At 55.5% G+C, this 22,322-nt stretch carries 15 protein-coding genes, 4 tRNA genes, 3 rRNA genes and 1 riboswitch; of the genes, 18 read left to right on the top strand and 4 right to left on the bottom strand.

Annotation, left to right across the window (positions count from 1 at the left end):
• Positions 1–39: 39 nt before the first annotated feature.
• A complete protein-coding gene (trmA, locus tag FY206_RS23820) occupies positions 40–1,140 on the bottom strand; it encodes a tRNA (uridine(54)-C5)-methyltransferase TrmA (RefSeq protein ID WP_032644181.1) in 1,101 nt (366 codons plus the stop codon).
• Positions 1,141–1,244: 104 nt separating this feature from the next.
• Positions 1,245–1,420, top strand: a riboswitch (cobalamin riboswitch).
• A gap of 66 nt (positions 1,421–1,486) precedes the next feature.
• On the opposite strand from trmA, the gene btuB reads away from it, so the two are divergent.
• The 9 genes from btuB (at position 1,487) to FY206_RS23775 (ending at position 9,910) form a co-directional block, all read left to right on the top strand.
• Positions 1,487–3,340 carry a TonB-dependent vitamin B12 receptor BtuB gene (btuB, locus tag FY206_RS23815; protein WP_032644180.1) on the top strand — a complete coding sequence of 618 codons (1,854 nt, stop codon included), beginning with the start codon at positions 1,487–1,489 and terminating at the stop codon, positions 3,338–3,340.
• Positions 3,285–4,136, top strand: a complete 852-nt coding sequence (gene murI, locus FY206_RS23810; RefSeq protein WP_032644179.1) for a glutamate racemase — start codon at positions 3,285–3,287, stop codon at positions 4,134–4,136. Before btuB ends, murI begins: the two co-directional genes overlap by 56 nt.
• 382 nt (positions 4,137–4,518) lie before the next feature.
• Positions 4,519–6,060 (top strand): 16S ribosomal RNA (locus FY206_RS23805).
• A 69-nt stretch (positions 6,061–6,129) separates the two neighbouring features.
• Positions 6,130–6,206 (top strand) — tRNA-Ile (locus FY206_RS23800).
• Between the two features lie 109 nt (positions 6,207–6,315).
• Positions 6,316–6,391, top strand: a tRNA-Ala gene (locus tag FY206_RS23795).
• Between the two features lie 170 nt (positions 6,392–6,561).
• Positions 6,562–9,466, top strand: a 23S ribosomal RNA gene (locus tag FY206_RS23790).
• 66 nt (positions 9,467–9,532) lie between these two features.
• Positions 9,533–9,648, top strand: a 5S ribosomal RNA gene (gene rrf, locus FY206_RS23785).
• Together the 16S, 23S and 5S rRNA genes with 4 tRNA genes alongside form the textbook arrangement of a ribosomal RNA operon.
• Before the next feature lie 56 nt (positions 9,649–9,704).
• Positions 9,705–9,781, top strand: a tRNA-Asp gene (locus FY206_RS23780).
• A 53-nt stretch (positions 9,782–9,834) separates the two neighbouring features.
• A tRNA-Trp gene (locus tag FY206_RS23775) sits at positions 9,835–9,910 on the top strand.
• A gap of 99 nt (positions 9,911–10,009) precedes the next feature.
• Here the strand turns inward: FY206_RS23775 and hdfR are convergent.
• A complete protein-coding gene (gene hdfR / locus FY206_RS23770; protein WP_023309659.1) occupies positions 10,010–10,831 on the bottom strand; it encodes an HTH-type transcriptional regulator HdfR in 822 nt (273 codons plus the stop codon).
• A 118-nt stretch (positions 10,832–10,949) separates the two neighbouring features.
• Between hdfR and FY206_RS23765 the strand changes: the two genes are divergently transcribed.
• Positions 10,950–11,288, top strand: a complete 339-nt coding sequence (locus tag FY206_RS23765) for a MaoP family protein (protein ID WP_023309658.1) — start codon at positions 10,950–10,952, stop codon at positions 11,286–11,288.
• A 30-nt stretch (positions 11,289–11,318) separates the two neighbouring features.
• Here the strand turns inward: FY206_RS23765 and FY206_RS23760 are convergent, their stop codons facing one another.
• Positions 11,319–12,839, bottom strand: coding sequence for a YifB family Mg chelatase-like AAA ATPase (locus tag FY206_RS23760; protein WP_032644822.1), 1,521 nt, complete (start codon positions 12,837–12,839; stop codon positions 11,319–11,321).
• Positions 12,840–13,180: 341 nt separating this feature from the next.
• Here FY206_RS23760 and ilvL point away from each other — a divergent pair, with 341 nt between their 5' ends.
• The 7 genes from ilvL to ilvA all read left to right on the top strand — a co-directional run bounded on the left by ilvL (position 13,181) and on the right by ilvA (position 19,731).
• Positions 13,181–13,279, top strand: coding sequence for an ilv operon leader peptide (ilvL, locus tag FY206_RS23755; protein ID WP_001311244.1), 99 nt, complete (start codon positions 13,181–13,183; stop codon positions 13,277–13,279).
• An 86-nt stretch (positions 13,280–13,365) separates the two neighbouring features.
• The gene (gene ilvX / locus FY206_RS25485; RefSeq protein WP_166792073.1) at positions 13,366–13,416 is read left to right on the top strand and encodes a peptide IlvX; all 51 of its coding nucleotides are present in this window, start codon (positions 13,366–13,368) and stop codon (positions 13,414–13,416) included.
• A gap of 2 nt (positions 13,417–13,418) precedes the next feature.
• A complete protein-coding gene (ilvG, locus tag FY206_RS23750; RefSeq protein ID WP_077064499.1) occupies positions 13,419–15,065 on the top strand; it encodes an acetolactate synthase 2 catalytic subunit in 1,647 nt (548 codons plus the stop codon).
• Positions 15,062–15,325 carry an acetolactate synthase 2 small subunit gene (gene ilvM, locus FY206_RS23745; RefSeq protein WP_003860184.1) on the top strand — a complete coding sequence of 88 codons (264 nt, stop codon included), beginning with the start codon at positions 15,062–15,064 and terminating at the stop codon, positions 15,323–15,325. Before ilvG ends, ilvM begins: the two co-directional genes overlap by 4 nt.
• An 18-nt stretch (positions 15,326–15,343) precedes the next feature.
• A complete protein-coding gene (gene ilvE / locus FY206_RS23740; RefSeq protein WP_023326297.1) occupies positions 15,344–16,273 on the top strand; it encodes a branched-chain-amino-acid transaminase in 930 nt (309 codons plus the stop codon).
• A gap of 60 nt (positions 16,274–16,333) precedes the next feature.
• A complete protein-coding gene (ilvD, locus tag FY206_RS23735; RefSeq protein ID WP_032644820.1) occupies positions 16,334–18,184 on the top strand; it encodes a dihydroxy-acid dehydratase in 1,851 nt (616 codons plus the stop codon).
• A gap of 2 nt (positions 18,185–18,186) precedes the next feature.
• The gene (gene ilvA / locus FY206_RS23730; RefSeq protein WP_086379765.1) at positions 18,187–19,731 is read left to right on the top strand and encodes a threonine ammonia-lyase, biosynthetic; all 1,545 of its coding nucleotides are present in this window, start codon (positions 18,187–18,189) and stop codon (positions 19,729–19,731) included.
• 38 nt (positions 19,732–19,769) lie between these two features.
• On the opposite strand, the gene ilvY is transcribed toward ilvA, so the two are convergent.
• The gene (gene ilvY, locus FY206_RS23725; protein ID WP_032644818.1) at positions 19,770–20,660 is read right to left on the bottom strand and encodes an HTH-type transcriptional activator IlvY; all 891 of its coding nucleotides are present in this window, start codon (positions 20,658–20,660) and stop codon (positions 19,770–19,772) included.
• Between the two features lie 152 nt (positions 20,661–20,812).
• On the opposite strand from ilvY, the gene ilvC reads away from it, so the two are divergent.
• The gene (gene ilvC / locus FY206_RS23720) at positions 20,813–22,288 is read left to right on the top strand and encodes a ketol-acid reductoisomerase (protein WP_021242831.1); all 1,476 of its coding nucleotides are present in this window, start codon (positions 20,813–20,815) and stop codon (positions 22,286–22,288) included.
• Positions 22,289–22,322: the final 34 nt, after the last annotated feature.

Genomic DNA, 22,322 nt, shown 5'->3' with positions numbered 1-22,322 from the left:
GCAGGTGGCGCTGCGCTTACCTGCCCTACAGGGTCCACATTATTTCGCCGTGAGCAGTACGCCGCACTCCATATGGTGCGTATACGGGAACTGATCGAACAGCGCCAGCCGTTCAACCTTGTGCGTCTGGCCTAATGTTTCAAGGTTCTTGCACAGCGTCTCCGGGTTACAGGAGATGTACAAAATACGCGGGTACGCCTGCACCATCTTCTCGGTTTCGCTGTCCAGGCCACTGCGCGGCGGGTCGACAAAAATCGTCTCACACCGGTAGCTCTTGAGATCGATCCCTTCCAGGCGGTTAAACTGGCGAACGCCGTTCATGGCCTGCGTGAACTCTTCTGCGGCCATACGAATGATCTGCACGTTTTCGATATGGTTGGCGGCAATGTTGTACTGCGCGGCGGCCACCGACGGCTTGGCGATTTCCGTTGCCAGAACGCGATCGAAGTTACGCGCCAGCGCCAGCGAGAAGTTGCCGTTACCGCAGTACAGCTCAAGCAGGTCGCCTTTAGATCCTTCCGTCGCCTTCAGCGCCCACTCCAGCATCTGCACGTTCATCGCAGCGTTCGGCTGGGTGAAGCTGTTCTCGACCTGACGATACACCATCTCTTTACCTGCCACCGGCAGGCGCTCGTCGATGTAGTCCTGATCCAGCATGATTTTGGTTTTGGTCGCGCGGCCAATCAGGTGAACGTTGATGTTCTGCACGCGAAGCGCATCGCGCAGGGCTTCTGCCTGCTCGCGCCATTCGTCGGTCAGCGCTTTGTGATAGAGCAGGGAGACAATCGCCTGGTTGCTTTGCGTGGTCAGGTAGTCAATCTGGAACAGCTTGTTACGCAGTACCGGATTGTTGCGCACGCCGTCCATTATCAGCGTCATCAATTGGTTAATGAGCTCGCTCGCCGCCGGAAAGCTGTCCACGCGAATGCGGGATTTCGTCTGCTGATCGAAAATGATGTGGTACAGGTCGTCACCGTCGTGCCAGATGCGGAACTCGGCGCGCATGCGGTAGTGGCTGACGGGGGAGCGGAACACCTCGGGAACGGGCGCGTTGAACGGCGTCATCATACTTTGCAGGCGGACAACTTTCTCTGCCAGCTGCGCGTCGTACTGTTCTGTCGGGAGGTGTTCTGGGGTCATGATGCGTCCTGAGTGATAAAGAATTACGCGGGGATTGTAGGCATTGTTCAGGGGATGTCCAGATTTAATGCCCAATAGCTGTCTGGACATCCATACGTGTCTAATTGTAGCATTCTGTTTCCGGTCTCCTGAGAGTGAAAAGGGAATCCAGTGTAAATCTGGAGCTGACGCGCAGCGGTAACGACTGGCGGGATGAGCGTTGTAGACACTGTGAAAATGGGAAGTCTTCATCCTTATATAGCCACCTAGCCCGAAGACCTGCCGGGATCACGTCGCATTTGGTTTCATCATCGCGTGCTATCGATGAGGCCTGCGGCATCCTTCTTATATTGTGGATGCTTTAACAATGATTAAAAAAGTATCGCTGCTGACGGCGCTGTCCGTCACGGCATTTTCGGGCTGGGCGCAGGATGGCGCTGACTCGTTGGTGGTGACGGCAAATCGTTTTGAACAACCGGCAAAAACCGTTCTGGCACCGACGTCCGTCGTGACGCGTGAAGATATTGAGCGCTGGCAGGCTAAGAGCGTGGTGGAAATCATGTCACGTCTGCCGGGCGTGGATATCGCGCAAAGCGGTGGCCTGGGGGCGAGCTCTTCTACCTTTATTCGCGGTACGGAATCCCGCCACGTTTTGGTCCTGATCGACGGTGTGCCGTTGAACAGCGCCGGGATCAGCAACGTCCCCGATCTCAGCCAAATCCCCACTTCGCTGATTCAGCGCATTGAGTACATCCGCGGTCCGCGTTCTGCGCTGTATGGCTCCGACGCGATTGGCGGCGTGATTAATATCATCACCGGGCGCGATAAGCCGGGCGCAGAAATTTCTGCCGGAGTGGGTTCTAAGGGTTATCAAACTTATGACGGGGCTTTCCAGCAGGTGCTGGATAAAACCAAAATTACCATGGCGGGTAACTATACCTATACCCGTGGTTTTGATATTGATGCCCAGGATGCACCGCGTCAGCCTGACCGCGACGGTTTTATGAGTAAATCGCTGTACGGCTCCGTGGAGCAGCAGATTACCGACAGCGTGAGCGGCTTCTTCCGTGGTTTTGGTTATGACAACCGCACCGCGTATGACGGTTACGATCACTACGACGCTAACTTTATGGTGGATGGCCGCCCTGATACGCGTCAGCTCTACAGCCAGAACTGGGATACCGGTCTGCGTTACAACCAGGGGATTTTCCAGTCGCAGCTGGTGGCGGGTTACGGTCGCAGTAAAGATCAGAACTATGATCCGAAAAAAGGACGTTATGCCGATTCCGCCACTATGGATGACGTGAAGCAGTATACGACCCAATGGCTCAATACCGTGGAAGTCGGTCACGGCAACATCGGCGCAGGCCTGGACTGGCAGAAGCAGAAGACGCAGGCCGGAACGGGCTACCTGGATAAAGGTTACGAACAACGCAATACCGGCGTGTTTGTTTCGGCGATGCAGCAGTTCAGCAGCGTGACGCTGGAAGCGGCGGCGCGTAATGACGATAACTCCAACTTTGGTAACCATGGAACCTGGCAAACCAGCGCAGCGTGGGAGTTCGTGGATGGCTATCGCGTGATTGCCTCCTACGGTACGGCATTTAAAGCGCCGACCATGAGCCAGATCCACAGCGCCTCTTACGGTAATCCGGATCTTAAACCGGAGGAGAGCAAGCAGTGGGAAGGGGGCTTTGAAGGCCTGACGGGACCGGTTAACTGGCGTATCACCGGTTATCGCAATGACATCGATAATCTTATTAGCAGCGATCCGCATACGTATCGTTATTACAACGTTGATGAAGCGCGTATCAAAGGGGTGGAAGCCACGGCACAGTTCGATACTGGTCCGGTTGGGCATCAGATTTCCTATGATTACGTTGACCCGCGTAATGCCAAAACTAACGAAGTGCTGGCCCGCCGTTCTAAGCAGCAGGTTAAGTATCAGCTTGACTGGCAGGTATGGGATCTCGACTGGAATCTTGCCTACCGTTACCTTGGCACCCGCTATGATGTCGCGATTGATCCAGACACCTATTCGTCAGAGCGCGTGAAAATGGGCGGTGTCAGCCTGTGGGATGTCGCCGTTTCATATCCTGTCACCTCACACCTCACAGTTCGTGGTAAAATAGCCAACCTGTTCGATAAAGATTACGAGACAGTTTATGGCTACCAAACTGCAGGACGGGAATACACCTTGTCTGGCAGCTACACCTTCTAATCCGCGTCCCACCGTGCTGGTGTTTGATTCCGGCGTCGGTGGGCTTTCGGTCTATGATGAGATTCGGCATCTCCTGCCGGATCTCCATTACATCTACGCCTTCGATAACGTCGCTTTCCCATATGGGGAAAAGAGCGAAGATTTTATTGTGGCGCGCGTGGTTGAAATCGTCACTGCGGTACAAAAGCGCTATCCCCTTGCGCTGGCCGTCATCGCCTGTAATACGGCGAGCACCGTTTCCCTTCCCGCTCTGCGTGAAAAATTCCCCTTCCCGGTAGTGGGCGTTGTTCCTGCGATAAAGCCTGCCGCGCGTCTGACGGCGAATGGCATTGTAGGGTTGCTGGCCACGCGTGGCACGGTAAAGCGTCCTTATACCCGCGAGCTGATCGACCGTTTTGCTAACGAATGCCAGATTGCGATGCTCGGCTCGGCTGAGCTGGTGGAGATGGCAGAAGCGAAGCTGCACGGAAAGGCGGTATCACTCGACGAGCTGCGCCGTATTCTTCGTCCGTGGCTGCGGATGCCCGAACCGCCGGATACCGTTGTGCTGGGCTGCACCCACTTCCCGCTATTGCAGGAAGAGCTATTAGAGGTGCTGCCGGAGGGAACACGGCTGGTGGATTCCGGCGCGGCTATCGCACGTCGGACGGCCTGGCTGCTGGAACATGAAGCGCCGGATGCGAAATCTGCCGATGCGAATATCGCGTTTTGTATGGCCATCACGAAAGAGACTGAGCAACTTTTACCCGTTTTACGCCGTTATGGCTTTGAAACGCTCGAAAAACTGGCGCTGTAGCACGGTTTTGAGCAAAAAAGAGACGGTTGAAAGTTTTTTTTAAAAGAGGGGTTGTCAACGTCTGAGAACTCCCTATAATGCGCCTCCACTGACACGGAACAACGGCTTACAGGCCGCCGGGTTAGCGGGGTTCAGAGATGAACGCCAGCAGAGAAAAGCAAAAATAATCGCTTGACTCTGAATGAGGAAAACGTAATATACGGGACCTCGCAACGGTGAGCTTAAAGCCGCGTTGCACTGCTCTTTAACAATTTATCAGACAATCTGTGTGGGCACTCAAAGTGACATGGATTCTTAATGTCTTCGGACAATAAATGAATACCAAGTCTCTGAGTGAACATGCGTAATTCATTACGAAGTTTAATTCACGAGCATCAAACTTAAATTGAAGAGTTTGATCATGGCTCAGATTGAACGCTGGCGGCAGGCCTAACACATGCAAGTCGAGCGGTAGCACAGAGGAGCTTGCTCCTCGGGTGACGAGCGGCGGACGGGTGAGTAATGTCTGGGAAACTGCCTGATGGAGGGGGATAACTACTGGAAACGGTAGCTAATACCGCATAACGTCGCAAGACCAAAGAGGGGGACCTTCGGGCCTCTTGCCATCAGATGTGCCCAGATGGGATTAGCTAGTAGGTGGGGTAACGGCTCACCTAGGCGACGATCCCTAGCTGGTCTGAGAGGATGACCAGCCACACTGGAACTGAGACACGGTCCAGACTCCTACGGGAGGCAGCAGTGGGGAATATTGCACAATGGGCGCAAGCCTGATGCAGCCATGCCGCGTGTATGAAGAAGGCCTTCGGGTTGTAAAGTACTTTCAGCGGGGAGGAAGGTGTTGAGGCTAATAACCTCAGCAATTGACGTTACCCGCAGAAGAAGCACCGGCTAACTCCGTGCCAGCAGCCGCGGTAATACGGAGGGTGCAAGCGTTAATCGGAATTACTGGGCGTAAAGCGCACGCAGGCGGTCTGTCAAGTCGGATGTGAAATCCCCGGGCTCAACCTGGGAACTGCATTCGAAACTGGCAGGCTAGAGTCTTGTAGAGGGGGGTAGAATTCCAGGTGTAGCGGTGAAATGCGTAGAGATCTGGAGGAATACCGGTGGCGAAGGCGGCCCCCTGGACAAAGACTGACGCTCAGGTGCGAAAGCGTGGGGAGCAAACAGGATTAGATACCCTGGTAGTCCACGCCGTAAACGATGTCGACTTGGAGGTTGTGCCCTTGAGGCGTGGCTTCCGGAGCTAACGCGTTAAGTCGACCGCCTGGGGAGTACGGCCGCAAGGTTAAAACTCAAATGAATTGACGGGGGCCCGCACAAGCGGTGGAGCATGTGGTTTAATTCGATGCAACGCGAAGAACCTTACCTACTCTTGACATCCAGAGAACTTTCCAGAGATGGATTGGTGCCTTCGGGAACTCTGAGACAGGTGCTGCATGGCTGTCGTCAGCTCGTGTTGTGAAATGTTGGGTTAAGTCCCGCAACGAGCGCAACCCTTATCCTTTGTTGCCAGCGGTTAGGCCGGGAACTCAAAGGAGACTGCCAGTGATAAACTGGAGGAAGGTGGGGATGACGTCAAGTCATCATGGCCCTTACGAGTAGGGCTACACACGTGCTACAATGGCGCATACAAAGAGAAGCGACCTCGCGAGAGCAAGCGGACCTCATAAAGTGCGTCGTAGTCCGGATTGGAGTCTGCAACTCGACTCCATGAAGTCGGAATCGCTAGTAATCGTAGATCAGAATGCTACGGTGAATACGTTCCCGGGCCTTGTACACACCGCCCGTCACACCATGGGAGTGGGTTGCAAAAGAAGTAGGTAGCTTAACCTTCGGGAGGGCGCTTACCACTTTGTGATTCATGACTGGGGTGAAGTCGTAACAAGGTAACCGTAGGGGAACCTGCGGTTGGATCACCTCCTTACCTTAAAGAACCTGCCTTTGTAGTGCTCACACAGATTGTCTGATGAAAAACAGCAGTAAAAACCTCTACAGGCTTGTAGCTCAGGTGGTTAGAGCGCACCCCTGATAAGGGTGAGGTCGGTGGTTCAAGTCCACTCAGGCCTACCAAATTCTCCCTGAATACTGCGTTGCGAAATAACTCACATACTGAAGTATGCTTCGTTATTCCACGCCTTGTCTCAGGAAGAATTACCGGTACAGAGGTTTGTAATACGATGGGGCTATAGCTCAGCTGGGAGAGCGCCTGCTTTGCACGCAGGAGGTCTGCGGTTCGATCCCGCATAGCTCCACCATCTTTTACTGCGAACACAAGAAAACTTCAGAGTGAACCTGAAAAGGTGCACTGCGAAGTTTTGCTCTTTAAAAATCTGGATCAAGCTGAAAATTGAAACGACACATCTTCAAGGTGTGTTCGAGTCTCTCAAATTTTCGCAATCAGAAGTGAAACATCTTCGGGTTGTGAGGTTAAGCGACTAAGCGTACACGGTGGATGCCCTGGCAGTCAGAGGCGATGAAGGACGTGCTAATCTGCGAAAAGCGCCGGCGAGGTGATATGAACCTTTGACCCGGCGATGTCCGAATGGGGAAACCCAGTGTGTTCCGACACACTATCGTTAACTGAATACATAGGTTAACGAGGCGAACCGGGGGAACTGAAACATCTAAGTACCCCGAGGAAAAGAAATCAACCGAGATTCCCCCAGTAGCGGCGAGCGAACGGGGAGCAGCCCAGAGTCTGAATCAGCTTGTGTGTTAGTGGAAGCGTCTGGAAAGTCGCACGGTACAGGGTGACAGTCCCGTACACGAAAGCACACAGGTTGTGAACTCGAAGAGTAGGGCGGGACACGTGGTATCCTGTCTGAATATGGGGGGACCATCCTCCAAGGCTAAATACTCCTGACTGACCGATAGTGAACCAGTACCGTGAGGGAAAGGCGAAAAGAACCCCGGCGAGGGGAGTGAAAAAGAACCTGAAACCGTGTACGTACAAGCAGTGGGAGCACCTTCGTGGTGTGACTGCGTACCTTTTGTATAATGGGTCAGCGACTTATATTCTGTAGCAAGGTTAACCGTATAGGGGAGCCGAAGGGAAACCGAGTCTTAACTGGGCGTTAAGTTGCAGGGTATAGACCCGAAACCCGGTGATCTAGCCATGGGCAGGTTGAAGGTTGGGTAACACTAACTGGAGGACCGAACCGACTAATGTTGAAAAATTAGCGGATGACTTGTGGCTGGGGGTGAAAGGCCAATCAAACCGGGAGATAGCTGGTTCTCCCCGAAAGCTATTTAGGTAGCGCCTCGTGAACTCATCTTCGGGGGTAGAGCACTGTTTCGGCTAGGGGGCCATCCCGGCTTACCAACCCGATGCAAACTACGAATACCGAAGAATGTTATCACGGGAGACACACGGCGGGTGCTAACGTCCGTCGTGAAGAGGGAAACAACCCAGACCGCCAGCTAAGGTCCCAAAGTCATGGTTAAGTGGGAAACGATGTGGGAAGGCACAGACAGCCAGGATGTTGGCTTAGAAGCAGCCATCATTTAAAGAAAGCGTAATAGCTCACTGGTCGAGTCGGCCTGCGCGGAAGATGTAACGGGGCTAAACCATGCACCGAAGCTGCGGCAGCGACGCTTATGCGTTGTTGGGTAGGGGAGCGTTCTGTAAGCCGTTGAAGGTGGCCTGTGAGGGTTGCTGGAGGTATCAGAAGTGCGAATGCTGACATAAGTAACGATAAAGCGGGTGAAAAGCCCGCTCGCCGGAAGACCAAGGGTTCCTGTCCAACGTTAATCGGGGCAGGGTGAGTCGACCCCTAAGGCGAGGCCGAAAGGCGTAGTCGATGGGAAACAGGTTAATATTCCTGTACTTGGTGTTGCTGCGAAGGGGGGACGGAGAAGGCTATGTTAGCCGGGCGACGGTTGTCCCGGTTTAAGCATGTAGGCGGAGGTTCCAGGTAAATCCGGTACCTTTTAACGCTGAGGTGTGATGACGAGGCACTACGGTGCTGAAGTAACAAATGCCCTGCTTCCAGGAAAAGCCTCTAAGCATCAGGTAACACGAAATCGTACCCCAAACCGACACAGGTGGTCAGGTAGAGAATACCAAGGCGCTTGAGAGAACTCGGGTGAAGGAACTAGGCAAAATGGTGCCGTAACTTCGGGAGAAGGCACGCTGATATGTAGGTGAAGCCCCTGCGGGTGGAGCTGAAATCAGTCGAAGATACCAGCTGGCTGCAACTGTTTATTAAAAACACAGCACTGTGCAAACACGAAAGTGGACGTATACGGTGTGACGCCTGCCCGGTGCCGGAAGGTTAATTGATGGGGTTAGCGGCAACGCGAAGCTCTTGATCGAAGCCCCGGTAAACGGCGGCCGTAACTATAACGGTCCTAAGGTAGCGAAATTCCTTGTCGGGTAAGTTCCGACCTGCACGAATGGCGTAATGATGGCCAGGCTGTCTCCACCCGAGACTCAGTGAAATTGAACTCGCTGTGAAGATGCAGTGTACCCGCGGCAAGACGGAAAGACCCCGTGAACCTTTACTATAGCTTGACACTGAACACTGGTCCTTGATGTGTAGGATAGGTGGGAGGCTTTGAAGCGTGGACGCCAGTCTGCGTGGAGCCGTCCTTGAAATACCACCCTTTAATGGCTGGTGTTCTAACGTAGACCCGTGATCCGGGTTGCGGACAGTGTCTGGTGGGTAGTTTGACTGGGGCGGTCTCCTCCCAAAGAGTAACGGAGGAGCACGAAGGTTAGCTAATCCTGGTCGGACATCAGGAGGTTAGTGCAATGGCATAAGCTAGCTTGACTGCGAGAGTGACGGCTCGAGCAGGTGCGAAAGCAGGTCATAGTGATCCGGTGGTTCTGAATGGAAGGGCCATCGCTCAACGGATAAAAGGTACTCCGGGGATAACAGGCTGATACCGCCCAAGAGTTCATATCGACGGCGGTGTTTGGCACCTCGATGTCGGCTCATCACATCCTGGGGCTGAAGTAGGTCCCAAGGGTATGGCTGTTCGCCATTTAAAGTGGTACGCGAGCTGGGTTTAGAACGTCGTGAGACAGTTCGGTCCCTATCTGCCGTGGGCGCTGGAGAATTGAGGGGGGCTGCTCCTAGTACGAGAGGACCGGAGTGGACGCATCACTGGTGTTCGGGTTGTCATGCCAATGGCACTGCCCGGTAGCTAAATGCGGAAAAGATAAGTGCTGAAAGCATCTAAGCACGAAACTTGCCCCGAGATGAGTTCTCCCTGACTCTTTAAGAGTCCTGAAGGAACGTTGAAGACGACGACGTTGATAGGTCGGGTGTGTAAGCGCAGCGATGCGTTGAGCTAACCGATACTAATGAACCGTGAGGCTTAACCTTACAACGCCGAAGGTGTTTTGGCGAAGAGACACGATTTTCAGCCTGATACAGATTAAACAGAATTTGCCTGGCGGCTTTAGCGCGGTGGTCCCACCTGACCCCATGCCGAACTCAGAAGTGAAACGCCGTAGCGCCGATGGTAGTGTGGGGTCTCCCCATGTGAGAGTAGGGAACTGCCAGGCATCAAATTTAGTAGTAAGCCGGTGCATAAATCCGGTGGTTACAAGCAGTCTTCGGTGGAGCGGTAGTTCAGTCGGTTAGAATACCTGCCTGTCACGCAGGGGGTCGCGGGTTCGAGTCCCGTCCGTTCCGCCACTTATTAAGATATTAAGCCTGCCTAGTTGGCAGGCTTAATGGCAAAAAACTTTAGGGGCGTAGCTCAGTTGGTAGAGCACCGGTCTCCAAAACCGGGTGTCGCGAGTTCGAGTCTCTCCGCCCCTGCCATATATAATCCTTTGCTTCGGCAAAGGATTTTTTTTTTGCCTGAAATACGGCAGAAAACGTTCTTCTTAATTTCAGCCAGCATCCTTGCTGGCCGTTATATCAATCCATTACATTGATTTTTAGAAGATCTTTTATCTGCGATTGCTTATCGCTGTTTTGCAGCCAGATCGCATACAGCGGCCTGGTAAGCGTGGTGGAATCCATCACGGTGTGCAGCCCCGCTTTCGTGTCTGCCCAGCGAACAGGTAACCAGGTACAACCTTTCAGTAAGGGCAACTGCTGACAGGCGATCTCTGCAGAGCTGGTCGTTAACTGCGGAACATCATCTGGCGCAATCAATCCCGTCTCGTGTTGCTGAAAATCCGGCCCCCATTCCAGGCGCAAATAGGTCAGGTCTGCCTTCATCATCGACGGTTCAGAAGCATAAAGCGCCAGGCCAAACTGACCCACAATCTGGCTGCTAAATTCGTCCATCTTGGGGGCTTCAGTTGTGATCAGAAGATCAAGCTGGCGCTCATGAAGTTGCTTAACCAGCGACTGCCGCTGTGCAATTCTCGCTTCGAATTGCAGATGCCCATGAGAATGATACAGCCGGGTAAGCCACTGACTTAGCATGCATTCCCACAGAGAAGCGCTGGCTCCTATCGAAAACTCATTGTGTCTCGACGTATGAGCAACCTCTTTACGTGCTGCCTGCCAGGTATTCATGAGCGTTTCTGCGTACGGCAGCAGTTTCTCACCCGCCGGCGTTAAGCGAATATTGTTGCGATGGCGGGTAAAAAGATTCACACCCAGTTGATTTTCCAGCTGTCGAATACGAAAACTGACTGCTGACTGTGTCAGGTAAAGGGCTTCAGCTGCTCGCCCAAAGTGGCGCGTTCTGCTCACTTCAAGGAAAGTTTTAAGCAATTCCGTATCCACATCTTTCTCCGCAAAATTATTTGTCGTTATGATTTAAATGTTTTGTTTTACACTCTGTCAAGCGTAACTAATACTCCGCGCCATAAATAGCTCGGCCAAAGAATTAGGAGCGTGTAGGATGGCGGAAAGCTTTACGACGACTAATCGTTTTTTCGACAATAAACATTATCCGCGCGGGTTCTCTCGTCACGGCGATTTCACCATCAAAGAAGCTCAACTGCTTGAGCGCCATGGTTATGCCTTTAACGAGCTGGATCTGGGTAAGCGTGAACCTGCTACCGAAGACGAAAAACAGTTTGTTTCTGTTTGCCGTGGTGAGCGTGAGCCGGAGTCTGAAGCGGAACGTGTATGGATCAAGTACATGGCGCGTATTAAGCGTCCAAAGCGCTTCCATACGCTGTCTGGCGGCAAGCCGCAGATGGAAGGTGCAGAAGACTACACCGAGTCTGATGACTAAAATGAAGAGAAGGGGCTACGGCCCCTTTTTTTATGCCAGTAGTTTCTGCAAATGCAGCAGCAAACGATCGATGGCGCGGTAACTCAGCGCCTCCTGCAAATGTTTTCTCTGAATGTCAGTGCATCCCTCTACGTCAGCAATGGTTCTGGCCACTTTCAGCAAACGCTGCCACGCACGTATGGACAGTCCGAACCGCGTCAACGTCTCTTCCAGCCATCCCGCATCCTCTGCGGTAAGAAAACAAAACTGTCGGATCCCGGCATTATCCAGCCGCGCATTCAGCTTGTTCTGACGAGCGTATTGTCGCGACTGGGCAGCAATCACCCGCTCGCGCACCTCCGCCGAGCTTTCGCCCGTCATGCCCGCTTGCCTGAGGAGACCCGGCGGGGGAAGGGGGATTTCCAGGGATAAATCAAAACGGTCGAGGAACGGTCCGGATAGCTTCCCAAGATAGCGCAGCGTCTGCTCTGGCGTACAGCGGTTATGGTTACCCTGGTAGTGACCCGTCGGGCTGGGATTCATCGCCGCGACCAGCTGAAACTGCGCGGGATAGCTTATTTTGGCGCGCGTGCGTGAGATATGTATCTCACCGGATTCAATCGGCTCCCTCAGTGCATCCAGCACGCGGCGCTCAAACTCAGGCAGCTCATCAAGAAACAGAATGCCATGGTGTGCCAGCGAGATCTCACCCGGCCCGGGGATAGACCCACCGCCGACCATTGCCGTCAGTGAAGCGCTGTGATGTGGGGAACGAAAAGGACGCCGTCGCCACTGTTTTTGCAACGACGTTGAACCCATCAGGCTATATATGGCGGCGCTTTCCAGTGCTTCATGATTATTGAGCGGTGGAAGCAATCCACTCAATCTGCTTGCCAGCATGGTTTTACCCGTACCCGGTGGGCCAATTAGCAGAAGATTGTGTCCACCTGCAGCCGTAATCTCCAGCGCCCGTTTCCCTTGCTCCTGCCCCATAATCTCACGGAGATCCTCTGAAGCATCCGCGATAACATCATCACACTCCTCCGGCTCGGACAGTTCATGTCGCCCTTCCAGCCAGGCACACACTTCCTGTAAATGCCCCGCGATGAGACACCCCTTCTCGGCAATAAGACTCACCTCTGATGCGTTTTCATTGGCCACAATGATTTGCCGCCCTGCACGTATGGCTTCCAGCGCGCCCGAGATCGCACCGGGAACGCCTCTTAACGCGCCTGTAAGCGCGAGTTCGCCAACGAACTCATACGAGCCTAGCCGTGTCGTATTAAGCTGCTCAGAAGCCGCGAGAAGGGCAATTGCGATAGGTAAATCGTATCGTCCCCCCTCTTTAGGCAGATCGGCGGGGGCAAGGTTGATAGTGATCTTCTTCGCGGGGAAGGTATAACCGCTATTTATTATTGCGCTGCGAACGCGATCCCTGGCCTCTTTTACCGTCGTTTCTGGCAACCCGACGAGCGTGAGTCCAGGTAGGCCATTACTCAAGTGAACCTCGACGGAAATCAGCGGTGCCTTTACCCCAAGAGCCGCACGCGTATAAACAACTGACAGTGACATTTGCACTACCTCCTGGTGTGACTATGCCAGCGCCTGCTTTGTCTGTTTAGCGTCATTTTGCGGATTTACGCTGCCTGTTCAGAGATTTTAAGCGCGTAATGAAACTATTGCATAACCGTGGAAGCCTCCTCGCAGAATGTAAAAAGCGCCGTTTTGACGGTTAGAACCGCAGTAAAAAAATGAAAAATATTCATTATCTATTTTCTGTATATAAAACAACGGTTTTAAGAAAAATGATTCGCTGCCTAATCAAATCCGTCATAAATAAATCTTGTGTTTAATTTAAAAACTGTGATACCTCTTTAGGTATTCCTTCGAACAAGATGCAAAAAGAACTGAAAATGACAGCCCTTCTACGAGTGATTAGCCTGGTCGTGATTAGCGTGGTGGTGATTATTATCCCACCGTGCGGGGCTGCACTTGGACGAGGAAAGGCTTAGAAATCAAGCCTTAACGAACTAAGACCCCCGCACCGATAGGTCCGGGGGTTTTTTTATGACTAAAAAACGTATATGAGGAGCAGAGAATGACGACTAGCACAAAATTCTGTTTCTCCCGATTTATGACGGGGAACTAACTATGAATGGGGCACAGTGGGTAGTACATGCGTTGCGCGCGCAGGGAGTCGAAACCGTATTCGGTTATCCGGGTGGCGCAATTATGCCGATTTACGATGCACTGTATGACGGCGGCGTGGAACATCTCTTGTGCCGACACGAGCAGGGCGCAGCGATGGCGGCCATTGGCTATGCCCGTGCGACCGGTAAAACCGGCGTGTGCATGGCGACGTCAGGCCCGGGCGCAACCAACCTGATCACCGGCCTGGCTGATGCGCTGCTGGATTCCGTTCCCGTGGTCGCTATCACCGGGCAGGTGGCCTCTCCATTCATCGGTACCGATGCCTTCCAGGAAGTGGACGTCCTCGGTTTATCGCTGGCCTGTACCAAACACAGCTTCCTCGTCCAGTCTCTGGAAGAGCTGCCGCGCGTGATGGCAGAAGCGTTCGACGTGGCAAGCTCCGGTCGTCCGGGGCCGGTTCTTGTCGATATCCCGAAAGATATCCAGGTGGCTCCTGGCGATCTGGAACCGCACTTTTCTACCGTTGCAAACGACAATGCGTTCCCGCACGCAGAGGTTGAAGAGGCCCGTCAGATGCTGGCGCAGGCGAAACAGCCGATGCTGTACGTCGGCGGTGGCGTAGGCATGGCGCAGGCCGTTCCCGCCCTGCGCGAATTTATCGCGGTAACGCAAATGCCCGCCACCTGCACGCTGAAAGGTCTCGGCGCTGTCGAGGCGGATTATCCCTACTATCTGGGCATGCTGGGGATGCACGGCACCAAAGCGGCAAACCTGGCGGTGCAGGCGTGCGATCTGCTCATCGCCGTCGGGGCCCGTTTTGACGATCGCGTCACCGGCAAGCTGAATACCTTTGCGCCGAACGCTAAAGTCATCCATATGGATATCGACCCGGCGGAGATGAATAAGCTGCGTCAGGCGCATGTCGCCTTGCAGGGCGATCTCAACGCGCTGTTACCGGCATTGCAGCAGCCGCTGGACATCAGCGCATGGCGTCAGCACACCGCAGAGATGCGCACCGAGCACGCCTGGCGCTACGATCATCCTGGAGATGCTATCTACGCACCGCTGCTGTTGAAGCAGCTGTCCGAGCGCAAACCGGCAGATAGCGTCGTCACTACCGACGTCGGTCAGCACCAGATGTGGTCCGCACAGCACATGACCTACACCCGCCCGGAAAACTTCATCACCTCCAGCGGGTTAGGGACGATGGGCTTCGGTCTGCCGGCAGCCGTTGGCGCGCAGGTTGCCCGCCCGAACGATACCGTTATCTGTATCTCCGGTGACGGCTCCTTCATGATGAATGTCCAGGAGCTCGGCACCGTTAAGCGCAAGCAGTTGCCGCTGAAAATCGTCTTGCTCGACAACCAGCGCTTAGGGATGGTCCGCCAGTGGCAACAGCTGTTCTTCCAGGAGCGTTACAGCGAAACGACGCTCACCGATAACCCCGATTTCCTCATGTTGGCCAGCGCCTTTGGCATTCCTGGCCAGCACATCACCTGTAAAGATCAGGTTGAAGCGGCGCTCGACACCATGCTGAACAGCGATGGGCCTTACCTGCTTCATGTCTCAATCGATGAACTCGAGAACGTCTGGCCGCTGGTACCGCCAGGTGCCAGTAACTCACAAATGATGGAGAAATTATCATGATGCAGCATCAGGTCGCCGTACAGGCTCGCTTCAACCCGGAAACCTTAGAGCGCGTTTTGCGCGTGGTGCGTCATCGTGGTTTTCAGATTTGCTCTATGAATATGGAGACGGCCACCGACGCGCAGAACATCAGTATCGAATTAACCGTTGCCAGCCCGCGGCCGGTCGACTTACTGTTTAGTCAGTTATCAAAGCTGGTAGACGTTGCCCATGTTGCCATCTGCCAGAGCACAACCACATCACAACAAATCCGCGCTTAAGCGTGACAGGACAAAAAAATGACGACAAAAAAAGCTGATTACATTTGGTTCAACGGTGAGATGGTTCGCTGGGAGGACGCGAAGGTCCACGTGATGTCCCACGCGCTGCACTACGGTACCTCCGTTTTTGAAGGCATCCGCTGCTACGATTCTCACAAAGGGCCAGTGGTGTTCCGCCATCGCGAACACATGCAGCGTCTGCATGACTCAGCCAAAATTTATCGTTTCCCGGTTTCCCAGAGCGTCGACGAGCTGATGGAAGCCTGTCGCGACGTGATCCGCAAGAACAACCTGACCAGCGCCTACATTCGTCCGCTGGTGTTCGTGGGTGATGTCGGTATGGGCGTGAACCCGCCAGCCGGTTACAACACCGATGTGATCATTGCCGCGTTCCCATGGGGTGCCTACCTGGGTGCTGAAGCCCTGGAGCAGGGGATCGACGCAATGGTCTCTTCCTGGAACCGCGTGGCGCCAAACACCATCCCGACCGCTGCGAAAGCGGGCGGTAACTATCTTTCCTCTCTGCTGGTCGGTAGCGAAGCGCGCCGTCACGGCTATCAGGAAGGTATCGCCCTGGACGTAAACGGCTACATCTCGGAAGGCGCAGGTGAAAACCTGTTTGAGGTGAAAGACGGCATCCTGTTCACGCCGCCATTCACCTCGTCCGCGCTGCCGGGTATTACCCGTGACGCCATCATCAAGCTGGCGAAAGATCTGGGTATCGAAGTGCGCGAGCAGGTGCTGTCCCGCGAATCCCTGTATCTGGCCGATGAAGTCTTCATGTCCGGTACCGCGGCTGAAATCACGCCGGTACGCAGCGTGGACGGCATCCAGGTGGGTGAAGGCCGCTGTGGCCCGGTCACCAAACGCATCCAGCAAGCGTTCTTTGGCCTCTTCACCGGCGAAACAGAAGATAAATACGGCTGGTTGGATCAGGTTAATCACTAAATATAAATTTGGGACGGCACGCACCGTCCCATTACATAGTCAGACGGGAGTCAATAAAGCATGCCTAAGTATCGTTCAGCCACCACCACTCACGGCCGTAACATGGCGGGTGCCCGCGCACTGTGGCGCGCCACCGGGATGACCGACGCCGATTTCGGCAAACCGATTATCGCCGTGGTGAACTCCTTCACCCAGTTCGTACCGGGCCACGTACACCTGCGCGATCTCGGCAAGCTGGTTGCCGAGCAAATCGAAGCCTCCGGCGGCGTGGCGAAAGAGTTCAACACCATTGCGGTGGATGATGGTATCGCAATGGGCCACGGGGGCATGCTCTATTCACTGCCGTCGCGCGAGCTGATCGCCGACTCGGTGGAGTACATGGTCAACGCCCACTGCGCCGATGCGATGGTCTGTATCTCCAACTGCGATAAAATCACCCCGGGGATGCTGATGGCCTCCCTGCGCCTGAATATTCCGGTGATCTTCGTCTCCGGTGGTCCGATGGAAGCGGGGAAAACCAAGCTCTCCGACAAAATCATCAAGCTCGACCTGGTCGATGCGATGATCCAGGGCGCGGATCCGAAAGTCTCTGACGAGCAGAGTGACCAGGTTGAACGCTCCGCGTGTCCGACCTGCGGCTCCTGTTCCGGGATGTTCACGGCGAACTCCATGAACTGCCTGACCGAAGCGCTGGGCCTGTCGCAGCCGGGCAACGGTTCCCTGCTGGCGACCCACGCCGACCGCAAGCAGCTGTTCCTCAACGCCGGCAAGCGCATCGTTGAGCTGACCAAGCGCTACTACGAGCAGGACGACGCCAGCGCGCTACCGCGCAACATCGCCAGTAAGGCCGCGTTCGAAAACGCCATGACCCTGGATATCGCCATGGGCGGTTCGACCAACACTGTTCTGCACCTGCTGGCCGCCGCGCAGGAAGCCGAAATCGATTTCACCATGAGCGACATCGACAAGCTGTCCCGCAAGGTGCCGCAGCTGTGTAAAGTCGCGCCAAGTACCCAGAAGTACCACATGGAAGACGTGCACCGTGCCGGTGGCGTCATCGGTATTCTCGGCGAGCTGGATCGCGCCGGGCTGCTGAACCGTGACGTGAAAAACGTGCTCGGTCTGACGCTGCCGGAGTCGCTGGACCAGTACGACGTCATGCTGACCAAAGACGACGCGGTGAAAAAGATGTTCCGCGCCGGCCCGGCAGGTATTCGTACCACCCAGGCGTTCTCGCAGGACTGCCGCTGGGACACGCTGGACGATGACCGCGCCGAAGGCTGCATCCGCTCGCTGGAACATGCCTACAGCAAAGACGGCGGTCTGGCCGTGCTGTACGGTAACTTCGCGGAAAACGGCTGCATCGTGAAAACCGCAGGCGTGGACGACAGCATCCTGAAATTCACCGGCCCGGCGAAAGTGTACGAAAGCCAGGACGACGCGGTAGAGGCGATTCTCGGTGGCAAAGTGGTGGAAGGCGACGTGGTTGTCATTCGCTATGAAGGTCCAAAAGGCGGCCCGGGCATGCAGGAGATGCTCTACCCAACCACCTTCCTGAAGTCTATGGGGCTCGGCAAAGCCTGTGCGCTTATCACCGACGGCCGTTTCTCCGGCGGTACGTCAGGTCTCTCTATCGGTCACGTTTCGCCGGAAGCGGCAAGCGGCGGCAACATCGCCATCATTGAAGACGGTGATCTGATTGAGATCGATATCCCGAACCGCGGCATTCAGCTCAAGCTGAGCGACCAGGAAATTGCGGCCCGTCGTGAAGCGCAGGAAGCCCGCGGCGACAAAGCCTGGACGCCGAAAGACCGCCGGCGTGAAGTCTCCTTCGCCCTGCGCGCCTACGCGAGCCTTGCCACCAGTGCAGATAAAGGCGCGGTGCGCGATAAATCGAAACTTGGGGGCTAATGATGGCCGAGTCACAACCCTTATCCGCCGCCCCCGAGGGGGCGGAATATCTGAGAGCGGTGCTGCGCGCGCCGGTCTATGAAGCGGCGCAGGTCACGCCGCTGCAGAAAATGGAAAAGCTCTCGTCGCGCCTCGATAACGTCATTCTGGTGAAGCGCGAAGACCGCCAGCCGGTGCACAGCTTTAAGCTGCGCGGCGCCTACGCGATGATGGCCGGGCTGACCGAGGAACAAAAAGCGCGCGGCGTCATTACCGCGTCGGCGGGTAACCACGCCCAGGGCGTGGCGTTCTCGTCTGCCCGTCTGGGGCTGAAAGCGCTGATCGTGATGCCGATGGCGACCGCCGACATTAAAGTCGATGCGGTGCGCGGTTTCGGCGGCGAAGTGCTGCTCCACGGCGCTAACTTTGACGAAGCCAAAGCCAAAGCGATCGAGCTGGCGCAGCAGCAGGGCTTCACCTGGGTGCCACCGTTCGATCACCCGATGGTGATTGCCGGTCAGGGCACGCTGGCGCTGGAACTGCTGCAGCAGGATGCCCATCTCGACCGCGTCTTCGTCCCGGTGGGCGGCGGCGGGCTGGCGGCGGGCGTGGCGGTGCTGATCAAACAGCTGATGCCGCAGATCAAAGTCATCGCCGTGGAAGCGGAAGACTCTGCCTGCCTGAAAGCGGCGCTGGATGCCGGACATCCGGTGGATCTGCCGCGCGTTGGGCTGTTTGCCGAAGGCGTAGCGGTAAAACGCATCGGGGATGAAACCTTCCGTCTCTGCCAGGAATATCTCGACGATATCGTCACGGTGGATAGCGACGCGATCTGCGCGGCGATGAAAGATCTGTTCGAAGACGTGCGTGCGGTGGCGGAACCCTCCGGCGCGCTGGCCCTGGCGGGAATGAAAAAATACATCGCCCAGCACAACATTCGCGGCGAGCGTCTGGCGCACGTGCTTTCCGGTGCCAACGTGAACTTCCACGGCCTGCGCTACGTGTCCGAGCGCTGCGAGCTGGGGGAACAGCGTGAAGCGTTGCTGGCGGTGACCATTCCGGAGGAGAAGGGCAGCTTCCTGAAGTTTTGCCAGCTGCTGGGCGGTCGTTCGGTGACGGAGTTTAACTACCGCTTTGCCGATGCCAAAGACGCCTGCATTTTTGTCGGCGTGCGTCTGAGCCGCGGGCTGGAAGAGCGTAAGGAGATCCTGAACCTCCTGCACGAAGGTGGCTACAGCGTGGTCGATCTCTCGGACGATGAGATGGCGAAGCTGCACGTGCGCTACATGGTCGGCGGGCGTCCCTCTAAGCCGCTTAAGGAACGTCTGTTCAGCTTTGAGTTCCCGGAGTCACCGGGCGCGCTGCTCAAGTTCCTGCACACGCTGGGCACGCACTGGAACATCTCCCTGTTCCACTACCGCAGCCATGGTACCGACTACGGCCGCGTGCTGGCGGCGTTCGAACTGGGCGAGCACGAGCCGGATTTCGAAACGCGGCTGAACGAGCTTGGCTATGAGTGTCACGACGAAACCCACAACCCGGCGTTTCGTTTTTTCCTTGCAGGTTAAGCGGATCGTAGGTCGGGTAAGCGCAGCGCCACCCGACTTCAATGGTTCGGCAATATCGTCCAGAACGCATCAATAAGCGGCTCATGCAGCCGCTTTTTTTGTGCGCACACGCCAAGTTCGAACGGCGTTTTCTCATCGCTGCGATCCAGAATCATTACGCGATTGCGTACCGGCTCCGGGCTGTTTTCCAGCACCACCTCCGGCAGCAGCGCCACGCCGCAGCCGAGCGCCACCATCGATACCATCGCCTCATGGCCGCTGACCGTGGCGTAAATCGACGGGTTGCTGATTTTCTGACGGCGGAACCATAGCTCAATACGACGACGCACCGGCCCCTGGTCGGCCATGATAAACGGCACCGTGGACCAGTCCGGTTTATCCACCGACACCTGGTTACGCACCGGGCAGGGCAGCGCCGGGGCGATCAGCACCACCGCCAGATTCTCCAGCATTGAGAACGCTACCGCGCCCGGCAGCGTTTCGGGTTTCCCGGCAATGGCGAGATCCGCTTCGCCCGTCACCACTTTTTCCATCGCGTCGGCGGCGTCGCCGGTGGTGAGCTTAATTTCAACCGACGGATGCGCGGCGCGGAAGCGGTCGAGGATGGGCGGCAGATGGCTATAGGCGGCGGTCACGGAGCAGAAAATATGCAGCTCGCCGGACAGCGACGGCCCCTGCTGGTCAATCGAGTGACGCAGCTGCTGGTACTGCAACAGCGTCTGCTGGGCAAAAATGCGCAGTTCTTCGCCCGCCTCCGTAAGGGTGACGGTGCGGTTGTCGCGCACGAATAGCGGCTGGCCGAGGTCTTCCTCAAGGCGCTGGATCTGGCGTGAAAGCGTGGAGGGGCTAACGTGCATCGCCCGGGCGCTGCGGCCAAAATGACGGCTTTCCGCCAGGTGAAGAAACATTTTCAGATCGCGTAAATCCACCGATTTCACTCCCTCTTTTTACATTGCAAAAATTGCAACATGACGTTGTGAATATATCAATTTCCGCAATAAATTTCCTGTTGTAATGTGGGTACATTCTCGCTAAAACGCGAACCGAACAATAAGACACACAACATCACGAGGTATCACCCATGGCTAACTACTTTAATACACTGAACTTGCGCCAGCAGCTGGCGCAGCTGGGCAAATGCCGCTTCATGGCGCGCGATGAATTTGCCGATGGCGCGAGCTACCTTCAGGGTAAAAAAGTGGTCATCGTCGGCTGTGGCGCACAGGGTCTGAACCAGGGCCTGAACATGCGTGACTCCGGTCTGGATATCTCCTACGCCTTGCGTAAAGAAGCGATTGCTGAAAAGCGTGCTTCCTGGCGCAAAGCGACCGAAAACGGCTTCAAAGTGGGTACCTACGAAGAGCTGATCCCGCAGGCGGATCTGGTAGTTAACCTGACCCCGGACAAGCAGCACTCAGACGTTGTGCGTTCCGTACAGCCGCTGATGAAAGACGGCGCGGCGCTGGGTTACTCCCACGGCTTCAACATCGTTGAAGTGGGCGAGCAGATCCGTAAAGACATCACCGTGGTGATGGTAGCGCCGAAGTGCCCGGGTACCGAAGTTCGCGAAGAGTACAAGCGTGGCTTCGGCGTGCCGACCCTGATCGCGGTTCACCCGGAAAACGATCCGAAAGGCGAAGGCATGGCGATTGCCAAAGCATGGGCTGCGGCGACCGGCGGCCACCGCGCGGGCGTTCTGGAATCTTCCTTCGTCGCTGAAGTAAAATCTGACCTGATGGGCGAGCAAACCATTCTTTGCGGCATGCTGCAGGCGGGCTCCCTGCTGTGCTTCGACAAGCTGGTGGAAGAGGGCACCGACCCGGCCTACGCGGAAAAACTGATTCAGTTCGGCTGGGAAACCATCACCGAAGCGCTGAAGCAGGGCGGTATTACGCTGATGATGGACCGTCTGTCTAACCCGGCAAAACTGCGTGCTTACGCGCTGTCTGAACAGCTGAAAACCATCATGGCACCGCTGTTCCAGAAACACATGGACGACATCATCTCCGGCGAGTTCTCTTCCGGGATGATGGCGGACTGGGCGAACGACGATAAGAAACTGCTGACCTGGCGTGAAGAGACCGGTAAAACCGCGTTCGAAACCGCGCCACAGTATGAAGGTAAAATCGGCGAGCAGGAGTACTTCGATAAAGGCGTCCTGATGATCGCCATGGTGAAAGCAGGCGTTGAGCTGGCGTTCGAAACCATGGTGGATTCCGGCATCATCGAAGAGTCTGCGTACTACGAATCACTGCACGAGCTGCCGCTGATCGCGAACACCATCGCCCGTAAGCGTCTGTACGAAATGAACGTGGTTATCTCGGATACCGCAGAATACGGTAACTACCTGTTCTCTTACGCCTGCGTGCCGCTGCTGAAAGAATTTATGACCACCCTGCAGACGGGCGATCTGGGCAAAGCGATTGCGGAAGGCGCGGTGGATAACGCGCAGCTGCGCGATGTGAACGAAGCGATTCGTAGCCACCAGATCGAGAAAGTGGGTCACAAACTGCGTGGCTACATGACCGATATGAAGCGTATCGCAGTAGCAGGTTAATCGGTCTGTCGGGTGGCGCTTCGCTTACCCGACC

This window comes from Enterobacter chengduensis (genome assembly GCF_001984825.2).
GTDB lineage: Bacteria > Pseudomonadota > Gammaproteobacteria > Enterobacterales > Enterobacteriaceae > Enterobacter > Enterobacter chengduensis.
This window is presented reverse-complemented; position numbering and strand designations above follow the sequence as displayed.